Annotated in this window: 16 protein-coding genes and 1 tRNA gene; 10 read left to right on the top strand and 7 right to left on the bottom strand. The window is 72.7% G+C overall.

All coding sequences use genetic code 11. The features are described from left to right. Positions 1-10 precede the first annotated feature (10 nt). Positions 11-1,654 (bottom strand): alkaline phosphatase D family protein, encoded by a 1,644-nt coding sequence (locus ACQRWP_RS20210; protein ID WP_430496891.1) that lies wholly within the window; start codon positions 1,652-1,654, stop codon positions 11-13. 336 nt (positions 1,655-1,990) lie between these two features. Here ACQRWP_RS20210 and ACQRWP_RS20205 point away from each other — a divergent pair, with 336 nt between their 5' ends. From ACQRWP_RS20205 to ACQRWP_RS20185, 5 genes are all read left to right on the top strand, one after another. Continuing rightward, positions 1,991-2,395, top strand: coding sequence for a MarR family winged helix-turn-helix transcriptional regulator (locus ACQRWP_RS20205; RefSeq protein WP_430503237.1), 405 nt, complete (start codon positions 1,991-1,993; stop codon positions 2,393-2,395). 51 nt (positions 2,396-2,446) lie between these two features. Then, positions 2,447-4,969 (top strand): thiamine pyrophosphate-dependent enzyme, encoded by a 2,523-nt coding sequence (locus ACQRWP_RS20200; protein ID WP_430496889.1) that lies wholly within the window; start codon positions 2,447-2,449, stop codon positions 4,967-4,969. A 112-nt stretch (positions 4,970-5,081) separates the two neighbouring features. After that, positions 5,082-5,519 carry a DUF3052 domain-containing protein gene (locus tag ACQRWP_RS20195; RefSeq protein WP_030330240.1) on the top strand — a complete coding sequence of 146 codons (438 nt, stop codon included), beginning with the start codon at positions 5,082-5,084 and terminating at the stop codon, positions 5,517-5,519. An 88-nt stretch (positions 5,520-5,607) separates the two neighbouring features. After that, entirely contained in the window at positions 5,608-6,072 is a 465-nt protein-coding gene (locus tag ACQRWP_RS20190; protein ID WP_410815624.1) for a peroxiredoxin, read from the top strand. A 76-nt stretch (positions 6,073-6,148) separates the two neighbouring features. Further along, positions 6,149-6,223: transfer RNA gene (locus ACQRWP_RS20185), tRNA-Val, on the top strand. Between the two features lie 16 nt (positions 6,224-6,239). Here the strand turns inward: ACQRWP_RS20185 and ACQRWP_RS20180 are convergent. Next, a complete protein-coding gene (locus tag ACQRWP_RS20180) occupies positions 6,240-6,836 on the bottom strand; it encodes a TetR/AcrR family transcriptional regulator (protein ID WP_430496886.1) in 597 nt (198 codons plus the stop codon). Positions 6,837-6,919: 83 nt separating this feature from the next. Here ACQRWP_RS20180 and ACQRWP_RS20175 point away from each other — a divergent pair, with 83 nt between their 5' ends. From ACQRWP_RS20175 to ACQRWP_RS20165, 3 genes are all read left to right on the top strand, one after another. Next, complete coding sequence (locus ACQRWP_RS20175) at positions 6,920-7,384, top strand: nuclear transport factor 2 family protein (RefSeq protein WP_430496884.1); 465 nt, start codon at positions 6,920-6,922, stop codon at positions 7,382-7,384. Next, the gene (locus ACQRWP_RS20170) at positions 7,381-7,584 is read left to right on the top strand and encodes a heavy-metal-associated domain-containing protein (RefSeq protein ID WP_430496882.1); all 204 of its coding nucleotides are present in this window, start codon (positions 7,381-7,383) and stop codon (positions 7,582-7,584) included. The genes ACQRWP_RS20175 and ACQRWP_RS20170 overlap by 4 nt, the downstream gene beginning before the upstream one ends. 208 nt (positions 7,585-7,792) lie before the next feature. Next, a complete protein-coding gene (locus ACQRWP_RS20165) occupies positions 7,793-8,341 on the top strand; it encodes a hypothetical protein (RefSeq protein ID WP_430496880.1) in 549 nt (182 codons plus the stop codon). Here ACQRWP_RS20165 and ACQRWP_RS20160 read toward each other — a convergent pair. The 3 genes from ACQRWP_RS20160 to ACQRWP_RS20150 all read right to left on the bottom strand — a co-directional run bounded on the left by ACQRWP_RS20160 (position 8,329) and on the right by ACQRWP_RS20150 (position 11,056). Then, a complete protein-coding gene (locus ACQRWP_RS20160; RefSeq protein ID WP_430496878.1) occupies positions 8,329-9,720 on the bottom strand; it encodes a hypothetical protein in 1,392 nt (463 codons plus the stop codon). The genes ACQRWP_RS20165 and ACQRWP_RS20160 overlap by 13 nt on opposite strands. Next, complete coding sequence (locus ACQRWP_RS20155) at positions 9,717-10,220, bottom strand: SigE family RNA polymerase sigma factor (protein WP_430496876.1); 504 nt, start codon at positions 10,218-10,220, stop codon at positions 9,717-9,719. The genes ACQRWP_RS20160 and ACQRWP_RS20155 overlap by 4 nt, the downstream gene beginning before the upstream one ends. A gap of 92 nt (positions 10,221-10,312) precedes the next feature. Continuing rightward, on the bottom strand, positions 10,313-11,056 hold the full coding sequence (locus ACQRWP_RS20150) for an SDR family NAD(P)-dependent oxidoreductase (protein WP_430496874.1): 744 nt from the start codon (positions 11,054-11,056) through the stop codon (positions 10,313-10,315). 163 nt (positions 11,057-11,219) lie between these two features. On the opposite strand from ACQRWP_RS20150, the gene ACQRWP_RS20145 reads away from it, so the two are divergent. Next, entirely contained in the window at positions 11,220-11,849 is a 630-nt protein-coding gene (locus ACQRWP_RS20145; protein ID WP_430496873.1) for an HAD-IA family hydrolase, read from the top strand. A gap of 10 nt (positions 11,850-11,859) precedes the next feature. Here ACQRWP_RS20145 and ACQRWP_RS20140 read toward each other — a convergent pair whose 3' ends face one another. Both ACQRWP_RS20140 and ACQRWP_RS20135 read right to left on the bottom strand, forming a co-directional pair. Then, a complete protein-coding gene (locus tag ACQRWP_RS20140) occupies positions 11,860-12,453 on the bottom strand; it encodes a Pr6Pr family membrane protein (protein ID WP_430496871.1) in 594 nt (197 codons plus the stop codon). 9 nt (positions 12,454-12,462) lie between these two features. Further along, entirely contained in the window at positions 12,463-13,776 is a 1,314-nt protein-coding gene (locus ACQRWP_RS20135; RefSeq protein ID WP_430496870.1) for a glycosyltransferase, read from the bottom strand. 123 nt (positions 13,777-13,899) lie between these two features. On the opposite strand from ACQRWP_RS20135, the gene ACQRWP_RS20130 reads away from it, so the two are divergent. Beyond that, positions 13,900-14,379, top strand: a complete 480-nt coding sequence (locus ACQRWP_RS20130) for a GNAT family N-acetyltransferase (protein ID WP_430496869.1) — start codon at positions 13,900-13,902, stop codon at positions 14,377-14,379. Positions 14,380-14,426: the final 47 nt, after the last annotated feature.

Raw genomic sequence — 14,426 nt, 5'->3', positions numbered from 1 at the left:
GTCGGGCGGGTTACGGGCGGGCCGTCTCCTGGTCGACGGTCTGCTGGCCGGGGTCCCCGGACGGGGCGGCGCTGCGGACCGCTGACGGGACCGGGTTGTCCGCCGTCTGGTGCAGGCCGGGCACGCGGTCCTCGATCACGAACGAGGCCCGGGTGTACGCGGGCGCGCCCGGCCGACTGACGTACGGCAGCACGTCGAAGTCGGCGGTGAGCTGTCCCGGGGTGATCGTGGTGCGCACGTACCCCCGCAGGTTGTTCTGGAAGCGGAGGTGCGGGTTGAACGCGAACCACGGGTGCGAGCCGGACGCCGAGTCCGCGCCGTCACCCGTCGAGGTGATCGAGGAGCAGACCAGTTCGGTGCCGACGGTGCGCGAGGTCGGGTCGGCATAGTCCAGCTTGAGATCGCTGGCCCAGTGCGCGTGCACGTCGCCGGTCAGCACCACCGGGTTGCGTACCCCGGCGGCCAACCAACCCCGGGTGATGCGGTCCCGGGAGGCGACGTAGCCGTCCCAGGAGTCCATGCTGGTGACGGTGAGCGGGCCGGAGTTGTTGTCCCGTTGAGCGAAGAAGACCTGCTGGCCCAGGATGTCCCACTGGGCGTCCGAGCGACGGAAGCCGTCCAGGAGCCACGCCTCCTGCTCCGCCCCGGTGATCGACCGGGCCGGGTCGGATGCCGCCGCGCAGTCCCGGTAGCCGTCGCCGCAGGCCTGGTCGTCGCGGTACTGCCGGGTGTCGAGCATGTGGAACGTGGCCAGCCGCCCCCAGCGCACCCGCCGGTAGAGCTGCATGTCGATGCCGCGGGGGATCGAGGTGCGCCGCAGCGGCATGTTCTCGTAGTACGCCTGGAACGCCGCCGCCCGCCGCGCGGGGAACTCCGGGTCCGGCGCCTCGGGCACCTCGTCGGCCCAGTTGTTCTCCACCTCGTGGTCGTCGAACACCACCGCCCACGGCGCCACCGCGTGCGCGGCCTGCAGGTCGGCGTCGGTCTTGTACTGGGCGTGCCGCTGCCGGTAGTTGGCCAGCGTCCGGGTCTCCGGTCCCTCGTGGTCACGCGGGTTGCCACCGGGGACGTTGTACGTGTCCGGGGCGTACTCGTACTGGTAGTCGCCCAGGTGCAGGATCAGCTCCGGCTCGGTCTCGGCCAGCCGCCGGTAGGCGGTGAAGTAGCCGTGCTCGTACTGGGAGCAGGAGGCGAAGCCCATCGCCAGGGTGGCCGGCATGGTCCATGGTGCCGGGGCGGTGCGGGTGCGTCCGGTGGGCGAGACGTGGCGCTCGGCACGGAACCGGTAGAAGTACTCGCGCCCCGGCAGCAGGCCGGCCAACTCCACGTGCACGCTGTGCGCCGAGCGGGTGCGGGCGACCGCGACCCCGCGGCGCACCACATGCCGGAACCGCTCGTCGGCGGCCAACTCCCAGTGCACCGGCACGTCGCGGCCCGGCATGCCGCCGAGGCCGTCCTCGGCCAGTGGCTGCGGGGCCAGGCGGGTCCACAACACGAACCCGTCGTGGTCGGGATCGCCGGAGGCCACACCGAGGGTGAACGGATAGGCCAGCGGCCGGCCCGCCGCCGCGCCGGCCGCCGCCGGCAGCCCGGTGGCCGCGCCCGCGGCGCCGAGTGCGCCGGACAGCAGGATGGTACGTCGGGACAGTGACACGGATCCTCCCCAGAGTCCGATCTTCGTGACTCCGGGAGCCTCGCGAGCCCTGGTGGCCGACAGGTGACAGCGAGTGGCCCTGCTTGTCGCCGGCAGTCGAACACCGATGACCGCTGTCGATCCGTTCTGACCGCCGCCCACCGATCCGCCGCCCGACGGGTGATCCGGCCGGCCGGACCGTGACCGACGATGCCCGTCCGGCCGGTGTGCCCGAACCTGATCGCTGAGCTGGACGACCGGCGCACTGCGTACGATGTGGCCGTGACGCAGGAGGTGGGTCCCGCGGCAGGTGAACGGGTGGATCGCGCTGGTCTCGCCGTCGATGTGGTGCGGCGGATGGCGCATGTCACCGCCGCGCTGCGACATCGGCAGGGCTCCGCGTTCGCCGAGTTGGGGCTCACCCCGGCGGCAGCCCGGGCGCTGCGCGAGTTGGATCCGGACCACCCGCTGCCGGCCCGGGATCTCGCCGGTCAGTTGGGTTGCGACCGGTCGAACGTGACGGTGCTGGTCGACAAGCTGGAGCAGGCCGGGCTGGTCGAGCGCCGTACCGACCCGACGGATCGGCGGCAGAAGACGCTGCTGGTGACCGAGGAGGGCCGTGCCATGCGGGCCCGGGTGATCGAGGTGATGTCCGACTCCCGACTCCTGTCCAGGCTGAGCGACGAGGAGCTGAACACCCTTCGTGACCTGGTCTGGAAGGTGTCCGACGGTGGCTGTCCGGAGTCCTTCGGGCCGGAGTGAGGGCACCACTGCGGGCCGTGTCCCACTGGGCGAGCAGGGCTTCCGTCGGTAATGCTGTCCGACGTGACCACCCCGCAAGATCTCGACGACCGGTTCCGGGAGACGCTGGCGGCGCTGCCTGCCGCCGAGCGGCGGCGTGACCCCGCCGACCCGGTCACCGACGACGCCCCGCTGACCGGCGCGCAGGTGCTGGACCTGTTCGACGCGCAGGTGACCAGCCGGCAGCTCGACCTGGCCGGCCGCTGGTTGCGCAGCTTCGGGGAGGGTTTCTACACCATCGGCTCGGCCGGGCACGAGGGCAACGCCGCGGTCGCCGCCGCGCTGCGTCCCACCGATCCGGCGCTGCTGCACTACCGCTCGGGCGCCTTCTACTGCCTCCGCGCCGCCCAGGCCGCCGCCGACCCAACGCTGGCCACCGACTCCGAGCCGTCCGCCGACCCGGCGCGGACCTCCGACCCGGCGCGGTCCGCCGACAGTGAGTCGACCGTCGACGGCCCATCGACCCGCGACCCCGAGCCGACCGCCGATTTGCGGTTGTCCGAATCGGAGCCGGTCGGGACCGAACCGACCTCGGCGACCGTGGTCGCCAACGGGTTCGGGGCGTACGCCGACGCGGCCCGGGACGTGTTGCGCGGGATGGTCGCGTCCAGCCTTGAGCCGATCGCCGGGGGCCGGCACAAGGTGTTCGGCCGGGCCGACCTGGCCATCGTGCCGACCACCTCCACCATCGCCTCGCACCTGCCCCGCGCGGTCGGGATGGGACTGGCCGTGGAGCGGCTGCGCCGGCTGGACAGCGCCGGTCGGCGTACCGGGGCCGGGGTGCGGGTCGGCAGCGGCGCGGGCGCCACGCACGCCCCCTGGCCACCGGACGCGATAGTGGTCTGCTCCTTCGGCGACGCCTCGGTCAACCACGCCAGCGCCACTGCCGCCTTCAACACCGCCGGGTGGTACGACCACGCCGGGCTGCGGATTCCGGTGCTCTTCGTCTGCGAGGACAACGGGCTGGGCATCAGCGTCCGCTCGCCGGAGGGCTGGGTCGAGGCGACCCTGCGGGCCAAGCCGGGCATCCGCTACTTCAGCGCGGACGGAGCCGACCCAGTGCGGACGTACGAGGTGGCGGCGGAGGCCGCGGCCTGGGTCCGCCGCAACCGGCGGCCGGCCGTGCTGCACCTGCGCACCGTACGACTGATGGGGCACGCCGGGGCGGACGCGGAGTCGGCGTACCGGAGCCCGGCCGAGCTGGCCGAGGACCTGGACCGGGACCCGGTGGCCGCCACCGCGCGGCTGCTTGTCGACGCCGGCGTGGCGACCGGCGAGGAACTGCTGGCCCGGTACGACGAGACCGGCTGGCAGGTACGCCGGCTGGCCGAGGAGGTGCTGGGCGAGCCGAAGCTGGCCTCCGCGGCCGACGTGGTGTCGGCGCTGGCGCCCCGCCGTCCGGTGCGGGTGGCGCGGGCGGTGGCCGACGCTGCGGCGCGGGCGAGCGGGCCGGGCGCGGGCGCCCGGGCGGAGGCGTTCGGCGGCAAGCCGCCGGAGTTGGCCGGGCCGATGACCCTGGCGCAGAGCATCAACGCCGCACTCGCCGACGGGATGCTCGACCACCCGCAGATGGCGATCTTCGGTGAGGACGTGGCCGCCAAGGGCGGCGTGTACGGGGTGACGAAGGGGCTGCGCGACCGGTTCGGGGCGGCCCGGGTCTTCGACACCCTGCTCGACGAGACGTCGGTGCTCGGGCTCGGCCTCGGTGCCGGGCTGGCCGGGATGCTGCCGGTGCCGGAGATCCAGTACCTGGCGTACCTGCACAACGCCGAGGACCAGCTGCGCGGTGAGGCGGCCACCATGCGGTTCTTCTCGCAGGGGGCGTTCCGCAACCCGATGGTGGTGCGGGTGGCGGGCCTGGCGTACCAGGAGGGGTTCGGCGGGCACTTCCACAACGACAACTCGGTGGCCGTACTCCGGGATGTGCCCGGTCTGGTGGTCGCGGTGCCGGCGCGGCCGGACGACGCCGCGCCCATGCTGCGGACCTGTCTGGCGAGCGCGGCGGTGGACGGCAGCGTCTGCGTGTTCCTGGAGCCGATCGCGCTCTACCACACCCGCGATCTGTACGCGGAGGGTGACGGGGAGTGGTTGGCCGGCTATCCGGAGCCGGGCGGGTGGGTGGCCGGGCACGTGCCGATCGGGCGGGCCCGGGTCTACCGGGTCGGCTCGGCGGACGACCTCACCATCATCACCTTCGGTAACGGGGTACGGATGTCGCTGCGGGCCGCGGCCGTCCTCGCCGAGGAGGGGGTGGGCACCCGCGTGGTGGATCTGCGCTGGCTGGCTCCGCTGCCGGTGGCGGACATCATCCGGGAGTCCTCGGCGACCGGCCGGGTGCTGGTGGTGGACGAGACGCGCCGCTCCGGCGGGGTCGGCGAGGGCGTGATCGCCGCGCTGGTCGACGCCGGATATGTCGGTGCCGCACGTCGAGTGGCGGGAGTTGACTCGTTTGTACCATTAGGTCCGGCAGCACGTCACGTACTGGTCTCCGCTGAAGCCATTACCGACGGTGCCCGTACGCTGCTGGCACGGTAAATTCCGTTCCACCCGGTGCGCCACTTGCGCGCAGACCAACAACTGTGTGGACTTTGCCTGACGGCGTCGCAGCGACGCCGCGAGCAGGGACGAGATGAGGAGGCACGCGACAGTGAGCGCGACCGCTGGTCAGGCCGCCGACGGGGTACGCAGCCTGGCGGACCGGTTCGGAATCGAACCGGGGATGGTCGTCATGGAGATGGGGTACGACGACGACGTCGACCAGGATCTCCGAGACGCCCTGACCGACCGCTGTGGAGATCTGGTCGACGAGGACACCGACGAGGTGGTCGACGCGGTGCTGGTCTGGTACCGGGACGGCGACGGTGACCTTTTCGAGCTGCTCGTCGATGCCCTCGGCCCGCTGGCCGACAACGGCGTCGTGTGGCTCCTCACCCCGAAGGCGGGGCGTGAGGGGCACGTCGAGCCGAGCGAGGTCGCGGAGTCCGCGCCCACCGCCGGCCTTCAGCAGACCTCGACCGTCAACGCCGGCCGGGACTGGAGCGGCGCACGTCTGGTGCTGCGTCGAGGGGCCAAGGCCAAGAAGTAGCCAGCGCCACTCCGCTCGCCCGACGGTCCGCCCACCGCCGGGTAGCAGGCTGGTGCCGGTCACCCGACTCGACGCGAGGAGAGTTCGCATGCCCATCGAGGTTGGTGCCGAAGCACCCGACTTCGTGCTCAAGGACCAGAACAACCAGGAGGTCCGCCTCTCGGATTTCCGGGGCAGGCGCGCCGTGCTGCTGGTCTTCTACCCGCTCGCCTTCACCGGCACCTGCCAGGGCGAGTTGGGCGAGGTGCGCGACAACCTCGGCGAGTACGTGAACGACGACGTCCAGGTGCTGACCGTCAGCGTCGACTCGGCCTACAGCCACAAGATCTGGGCCGACCGTGAGGGCTACCAGTTCCCGATGCTCGCTGACTTCTGGCCGCACGGCGCCGTCGCCCAGGCGTACGGGGTCTTCAACGACGTGGCCGGCTTCGCCAACCGGGGCACCTTCGTCATCGACAGGACCGGCGTGGTCCGCTTCGCCGAGATGAACGGCCCGGGCGAGGCCCGCGACCAGCAGGGCTGGCGCAAGGCCATCGCCGAAGCGACCAGCTGACCGGGGTACGCCGTGCGCCCGGGTCGGTGGCGGGCAGGTAAGCTTGCCAGCCACCGGCCCGCCACACGGGCGATCCGGGCGCGTAGCTCAGTGGGAGAGCACCCGCCTTACAAGCGGGGGGTCGCAGGTTCGAAACCTGCCGCGCCCACCAACACCGACGTGAGCTGTCATCCTGGCTTGCCTCCGGGGCGCAGCAGCCTGAGCAGAACGGTGCGCAGCGCGTCGGCGGCCTCGGCCCGGGACATCCGGCCGGCGTCGACCTCCTCGCCGGCGGCATGGCCGATCTTGATGGTGATCGCGGTCAGCCAGTCGGCCGGCAGTCCATTGTCGAACTCGCCTGTCGTCTGACCGCGCCGGATCACTCGGCTGATTCGGTCGGCGACCGGTGCGTGCTGTTCCTCGTCGACGTGCGGGCTCACCGGAATTGACGCGATCTGCTGGATGAGGACCGGGTAGCGCCCGGCGGTCTGGGCGCCGGCCTCGAGGACGCGGATCAGCGCGTCCGTGGCGGAACCGTCGTCCGGCTCGGCGGCGTCCATTGCGGCGACGGCCTCGTCGGTGATCCGTCGGACGACGGCTGCCATCAGGTGCTCGCGGGACGGGAAGTGGGCGTAGACGGTCTGCCGGGTCACCCCGGCGGCGCCGGCGATGGCGTCGAGGGTCGCGTCGGGCTGCGCGTCGAGCAGTCGGACCGCCGCGTCGAGGATCGTGCTGTTGTTGCGGCGGGCGTCGGCGCGTCGGTTGCGGTCTACTGAGCCACTCATCTCTTACACCTTGCCAAAGTTCTCGGAGGTCGATATTTTACAAGCCGTAAAGATTCGCCGAATCACGAGCTGACGGTGGTGACATGGGCGGTTTCGGCATCGACCCGAAGGAGTTCATCGCCAACTTCTTCACCTCCTTCATGGGCGATCTGGTTCACGGCGACGAGGATCCGGCGGTGGTCGTCGACCGGTACCACACGCCCGACATTGTGCAGGTCGCCGACGGCAACCTGATGGACCGCGCCAAGCTCATCGCACACACCCGCCCGGCGCGGAAGCACCAGACCGGCGCCCGGTGGGAGGTGCACGAGGCGATAGCAGACGGGGACCGGATCGCCGCCCGCTACACGCTGCATTTCCAGACCTCCAAGCGCGAGGGCAGTGTGGACGTCCACTTCTTTGGGCTGTTCGCGGTCGATGGGCGGATGCGCCGGGCGCACATGCTCACCCGCTCGGTCCCGGTGAAGGCCAACGGTGTCGCCCCGGCCGAGGTCAGTTCGGAGCCCTCGCCACCAGAGGCGCCCGACCGAAGGCAGTTGCCGGCATGACCCTCAGCAGCTATCGGGTGATCGGTATGGCCTGCGGACACTGCGCAGGCTTCGTCGCCGAGGAGATCGAACGGATTCCCGGTGTCACCGCCGTGGCGGTGGACGTCGAACGCGACACCGCCACGGTGACGAGCGATCGACCTCTCGACATCGCCGAGGTACGTGCCGCAGTCGAGGAAGCCGGCTACGAACTGCCCTGACGTCCAGCGGTACCGCAACTCCAGTCAGCCCGGCGGCCACCTGGATCGGTCCAGGTAAACATACGATCGGTGGAAGGGCCGTCGAGCGGCTGCATCAGCGCTTTCTGGGATGGCCGCGCTGAACGCGCCTCGGACGACCCAGCGCGTGACAGGGGCGCAAATCGCCACCGGCGGTGGCTCCAACTTCGGGCACCGCCATGATGGGCGGGTGCAGGACACCGTCGCCGTCGCGCTGATCACTTCTCTGTCCACCTTGGCCGCCGCCGCCCTGACGGGGCTGGTCGGCGCGCTCAGCACCCGTCGGCAACTGGCCCACCAACTCACCGTCGCCCGAGAGGAAAGTGTCGAGCGCCGGGCAACGCGTCGGGATGAGCTGCGGCGGGACGCGTACGTCGGGTTCCTGAGCGCCTGCGACCAGGCGTACCGGCAGCTGGACCGGCGGTGGCTGGACACCGGCGGGGGTGAGCCGGTGCCCGGCTACGACGAGGCGTACGCGGCGATGCGTGCAGTGGACGAGGCGTACAACCTGGTGTTGCTGGAGGGCCCGGCGGAGGTCGCGGTGGCCGGCCGGGCCGTGTTGACCAGCCTCACCACGGAGTACGCCGACCAGCGCCGGTTCGGTGACGAGCCGGGCGACGGGAGCGCGCCGCTGCGCGACCGGCACCGGGAGCGCTGGCTCGCGGCGATCGAGGTACGGACAAAGCGCCGCCTCTCGTTCGTCGACGCGGTGCGCGCGGTGTTGGGTCACGACGGCTGACGAGTCGGCACTCTCCGGCGCGCCTGCCGATCGTCGAGCCACCGCCGGGTCCGTCCGCGGGTGCCGTAGAGGACAGTCCCCGCGACGAGCACCGTCAGCAGTCCCGTCCAGAGCCAGAACCGCCCGCCCACCCCGCCCGGTGGCTGTGCGTCGCGGACCCGTCCGCCGCGGATCACCTGATCGGCGACGTCGACGGCGTTCACCTGGGCGGGCGCGGTCAGCACGGTCCGTGGGGCGGTGGCACCGGGAGTGAGCGCCAGCACCCGTACGCTGCTCACCTGCTCGGCCGTCGCGGGCGGCCCGGTCTGCTCCTCCAGCGGAGGCTCGGGCGCGTCAGGGTCCTGCTGGTAGGCGGCCACCAGCGCCGAACCGTCCGGTGCCCAGCCGAGCAGCCGGATGGAGACCATCCCCGTCACGGCGGGCAGGCGTAGTGGTTCTCCGTCGCGCCCGGTACGGGGGTCGACCCGGCGCAGTGTCCACTGGCCGGTGGCCGGCTGTCGGGTGGCCAGCGTCAACGTGGCGCCGTCGGGGCTCCACGCACCCCTGCCGGCCAGCCAGGATTCGTCGGGCAGGAGGAACGAGGAGAGTTCCCGACCCTGCACGTCGGCCACCGCGACCGTGCGGCCGTACTGGTAGGCGAGTCGGCCCGGGGTGGCGGCGACGGTCGATCCGAAGCGCGCCTCCTGCGCGCCGGAGGCCAACGCGGTCCACCGCCCACCGTCCAGCGGGACGATGCTCAGCACCGACGTGTAGGTGGCTCCGTCGAAGGCGACCGGCACCTCGTCCCGGACGACAAGTGACGCGCCGTCGGCGGACCAGCCGACCGGTGTGCTCGCCACGGTGTTGGTGACGCTCGACTTCAGGTGCCGGGTCCGGCCACTGGCCAGGTCGACGACGTCGACGCCGGGCTCGTCCTCGTCGCCGTCGGGCCGGGCGAGGTGCTGGCCGTCCGGAGAGAGGTGCACCGTCTCGCCGGCCGCCGCCTCCCCACCCGTGCGCATGATCCGATAGCGGTCGGAGTCCGCGCCGACCAGCCCGACGATGCTCGCGTCGTTCCAGCCGCGCAGGCGTGGTGCGGGGCCGCTGAAGATGACCGAGGCGGACCCGAGCCGGGGACGGTCGGTGACGTGCAGCGTGCCGATCGGCGGCAGGCCGAGCCGGTCGGGCAGCGCGGCGTCGGCGGCGGCGGGGTCGAGGGCCGGGGTACGGGTCAGCGGCACCATCACCCCGGCCAGCGCGAGCAGCACCACTGCGCCGGCAGCGGCGGCCAGCCGGCGGCGGCGGGAACGACGGGCGGTGGCGAGAGCGCGCTCGTACACCGGGTAGGTGGGCACGTCCTCGGCGGTGGACCGCAGCGCGTCGCGGAGTCGGACGGTCATCGGGTGCTCCTCTCCGCGGTGTCCTGCACCAGCTCCGGAGCGACGGCTCGCAGCCGGCGCAGCCCGTCGTGGCCGTGTCGCTTCACGGCGCCGATCGAGCAGCCCAGCAACTCGGCGACCTGGGCCTCGGTCAGGTCCTCGTAGTAGCGCAGCACGATCACCGCCCGCTGACGGGGGCTGAGCTGGAGCAGCGCCGCGTTCAGGGTCAGCCGCAGCGTGGTGGCCTCGCTGTGATCCACGTCGGCCCGTTCGGTGGGCGTCGGCTCCAGCCGCTCGATCGGCCGACGGCGTCGCCACCAGGAGATCTGCTGGTGGTACATGACCCGCCGCACGTACGCCTCCGGGTTGCCGTCGCGCACGCGCCGCCAGTGCCGGTAGGTCCGGGCGAGGGCGGTCTGCACCAGGTCCTCGGCGAGCTGGTGATCACCGGTGAGTAGGTACGCGGTCCGGCACAGCGCCGGCGAACGGTGCACCACGAACTCGTGGAACGACTCGACCATGCCCACCCCCTCGTTCAGGAGAAACGCCTCCCACCCAGGAGATGGTTGAGGCCGGGCGGCGCCGGATGGCGCGGCGACGCCGCCCGGGCTCCTCAGCTGGTGAAGCCGCCGTCCACGTTGACCACCGCACCGGTCACGAAGCCGGCCTCGGGGCTGGCCAGGTGCGCGACGGTGGCCGCGATCTCGGCGGGGCGAGCGTACCGGCCGACGGCGGTGAATCCGCTGATCGCCGCCGCGTTCGGTCCGTCCGCCGGGTTGGCGTCGGTGTCCGTCGGCCCGGGGTTGACCAGGTTGACGGTGATGGCCCGTGGGCCCAGTTCACGGGCCAGGCCCCGGGTCAGCCCGACCAGAGCGGTCTTGCTCATCGCGTAGAGCGTCAGCCCGGGAAAGACCGCCCGCTCACCGACGTTGCTGCCGATGCTGATGATCCGTCCGCCGTCGCCCAGGTGCCGCAGGGCCGCCCGCGCGGCGACGTACGGCGCCCGGATGTTGACCGCGATCGTCTGCTCCACCTCTGCCGAGCCGAGCTCGTCCAGGGCGCCGACCAGGAACACCGCGGCATTGTTCACCAGGATGTCCAGCCGGCCCAGCTCGGCGGCCGCCCGGTCGACCGCGCCCCGCACAGCGGCCGGGTCGGCGCCGTCCGCCTGGATCGCCAGCGCCCTGCGGCCCAGCGCCTCGATCTGCTTCACCACGATCGCGGCCCGCTCGGCGTCCTGCCGGTAGGTCAGCGCCACGTCGGCCCCGTCCTGTGCCAGGCGCAGCGCGATGCCGGCCCCGATGCCCCGGGAGCCCCCGGTCACCAAGGCGACCTTGTCGTTGAGTGTCGTCGTCATGCAAACGATCATCTGGCCGCGCCGACCTCCCGTCTGGCGGTCATCGGACGCCTCGCTCCGACCGCCAGGTCCGATACCCGCCAGCGAAGTTGCGGGCATCCCGGGGGTGGGCGGACCATCGCGCCTTACCCTCGCGGGGCGAGCGATTCGGGGAGCGTGTGTAGTGGAACTGGCAGGCATTGGCGCGGTGCTGTTCGACATGGATGGCACCCTGGTCGACTCCGACGCCGCCGTCGAGCGGGCCTGGGAGCGGTGGGCCGCCGAGTATGCCGTCGACCCGGCGGCGGCGTTGGCGATCGCGCACGGCAGCCCGGCCGACCGGACCATCCGTCGGTTGCTGCCCGCGCTCGATGAGGCCGCGGTCGCCGCTGCCGCGGCCCGACAGTTGGCGTTGCAGTACGACGACCTGTCCGACGTGACGGCCACCCCGGGGGCGCACGAGCTGCTGAACGCGCTGGCCCGGATGGCGTTGCCCTGGGCGGTGGTGACCAGCGCCGACGCGCGGCTTGCCGAGGCCCGGCTCGGCGCCGCCGGCATCAAGGCGCCGGTGCTCGTCACGGTGGAGGACGTCAGCGTCGGCAAGCCGGACCCGGAGGGCTATCTGCGGGGCGCGGCGCTGCTGGGCGTACCCGTGGCGCGGTGCCTGGTCGTCGAGGACGCCGAGGTCGGTCTGCGGGCCGGGCGGGCGGCCGGGGCGATGACCGCCGCCCTGAAGGGGCTCGACGGCGACCTGCGTCTGAACGACCTGGCGCAGCTGGCACGCGGCCTGGAGGCGGCGCAGACGGCGCCCTGACCCCGCAGGGTCAACCAGTGCGCCGTCTACTCAGGCGGACGGCGGTCAGGGCGATCAGCAGCAGGGTTCCGCCGAAGAGCAGGGCGTTGAGGGCGACGGTGGGATACCCGAGGCGGGGTACGTCGAGGAACGGGTAGAGGTAGCGGTCCTCGGCCCCGCCGACGGCGCCCCGGATCAGGATCACCGTCAGCCACAGCAGCGGGTAGCCGAGCAGGCTGACCGCGTACGCCGGACGCAGCGCGGCCCGAGGTCGGCGGTGGAGCCACTGCGCGGCGGCCAGCGGCGGCACCACGGCGTGCAGCAGCAGGTTGCCGGCGTCGGAGATCAGCCCTCGAGCCTCGGGGGTCGCCACCATGGCGTAGCCGCTCCACGGGTTGGCCAGCACGAGGACGAAGACCACTGCGGTGCCGACGAGGTAGACGGTGAGCGCGGTGCGCACCCGGTCACCGCAGCCGGCCAGCAACACCACCAGATAGGCCAGGTCGACCTGCACTGTGAAGTAGAACAGCAGCTCGACGGGCTCCTCGCGGGCGGCGATTCCGGCGAGGGCCAGCCCGACGGCGAGCACCACCGCGGTGCTCACCCGCAGGAGCCGGTCGGCCACCGGCGGACGCTACCACCGCCGCATCGATGGTCGCCACGACGAGCAGCCGCGCCCGGTTCCCGGCGCCGGGTCGCCTGGTCGCTCCGACCTGGTCCCCGCGTCACCTCGCCGCGCCTTGGGAATGGCAACTCCCGCTGGGCTGACGGGCGGCAGCGAGGCGTACAGCTTGACCAGCTCGGCCAGGTAGCGCCCGGCGGACCAGGACGTCGCCGCCGCCCGGCCGTCCCGGATCACGGCAGCGCGCAATTCCCGCTCAGTCAGCAGCCGGGTGAGCAACGCCCCGAACGCCGCCGGGCTGGGCTCGGCGACCGGCCGGGTGGTGCCGGTGCCGGGCCGCTCGGCGAGCAGAGTGTCCACCATGGCCACCGGTAGTCCGTACGCCTCGGCCTCGGCGAGCACCAGGCCCTGCGTGTCGGTGGTGGAGGTGAACGCGAGCACATCCGCCGTCCGGTAGTGGGCGCCGACCCGCTGCCGTGGCACCGGACGGAGCAGGTGCAGCGCGCCGGTGACGCCGTACCGGCGGGCGATTCGGCGGACCGCGAGCCGGTGCCGCCGGGCCCCGAGCAGCACCAGCCGGGCGGCCGGCAACTCGCGGCGCACCTGGGCGAACGCGGCCAGCAGCAGCTCCGGGTTCTTCTCCGGCGTGGCCCGGCCCACCGCGAGCAGCACCGGCGCGTCCGCCGGGATGCCCAGCCGGGCCCGTAGCCGCCGCCGGTCGTCGGCGTCGGCACGTGGCGCGGCGGCCGGGGTCGGCAGGACCACGATCGGGGTACGCCCCGCCATCGTCGCCATCATCGCCGCGGTCTTCGCCGACGGGGCGATGAGGACAGTGGTGCGAGCAAGGAGAGTTCGCCCGAGCTCCACCAGCCGGGCCTGGCGACCCGGTCCGGGGTGGGCGAGCGCCCACAGATCCCGGGCCCGCCAGCGCAGGCCCAGCCGCAGGCCGGCGTACGCGGCCCCGATCGGGATCTCCGGGTAGTGCGCGGCGTACGCGACGAGGTCGGTGTGCCAGGTCAGCACGGTCGGTACGCCCCGGGTGGCGGCCCAGCGCAGGCCGGCGACGCCGAGCGGGCCGGTGGTGTGCACGTGCACCACGTCGACCGGTGCGCTGGGCGGCCGGGGCAGCGCCAACCGGTACGGCCGGGTCGGCACCGACAGCGAGGGCACCTCGCCCGGTCGGCGGCGACACCGGAACAGTGGGCCGGGGCAGTACAACACGACCCGGTGCCCGGCGGCGCGCAGCAGCGCCACTGTGGTGCCGACCGAGGTGGCCACCCCCTCCGGGTTGGTGAGGTGGCTGTCGCTGACGTGGGCGATCCGCACATGGCCATCGTCGCCGGCCCGCGCACCCCCGGCCGTGCCGTCCGCCCCGGACGGGGAAACCGTTGGCGTGTCCGGGCCGGTTCTGTTGCACTACCCGCTCGCGACGACGAAGGGGGAGACGCGGTGGAGTTGACGTTGACGCCGATGACGGAACAGGACCTGGCCCGCCTGCTCGGATCACTGGAGCAGGGGTACGCCGAGGACCTGGTGGCGCACCGGGGGATGACCCCGGAGGCGGCCCTTGAGCGGTCGGTCAACCAGATCCGGGAGTCGCTGCCGGCGGGTGCGGCCACCGAGGGGGCGCTGCTGCGGTTGGGCCGGGTCGGCGACACCGAGGTCGGCTGGATCTGGGTGACCCTGCCGACGGCCGCCGCCCCGGACCAGGCCTGGATCCACAACATCGAGGTGCAGGAGGAGCACCGGGGACGCGGGTACGCGCGGCGGATGATCCAGCTCATCGAGGCCGAACTCGCCCAGCTCGGCGTGCCCGTGCTGGGTCTGAACGTCTTCGGTACGAACGCCGTGGCGATCGGCCTCTACCGCAGTCTGGGCTTCGAGGTCACCTCGCAGCAGATGGCGAAGCGTCTCACCTCGGCGAGCTGAGCCGGCGGCGGCCGGGGACGGGTCCCTTCGGCAGGACTGTTCACCTG

Origin of the sequence: Micromonospora trifolii (genome assembly GCF_050516465.1) — a bacterium.
Classification (GTDB): domain Bacteria; phylum Actinomycetota; class Actinomycetes; order Mycobacteriales; family Micromonosporaceae; genus Micromonospora; species Micromonospora trifolii.
This window is presented reverse-complemented; position numbering and strand designations above follow the sequence as displayed.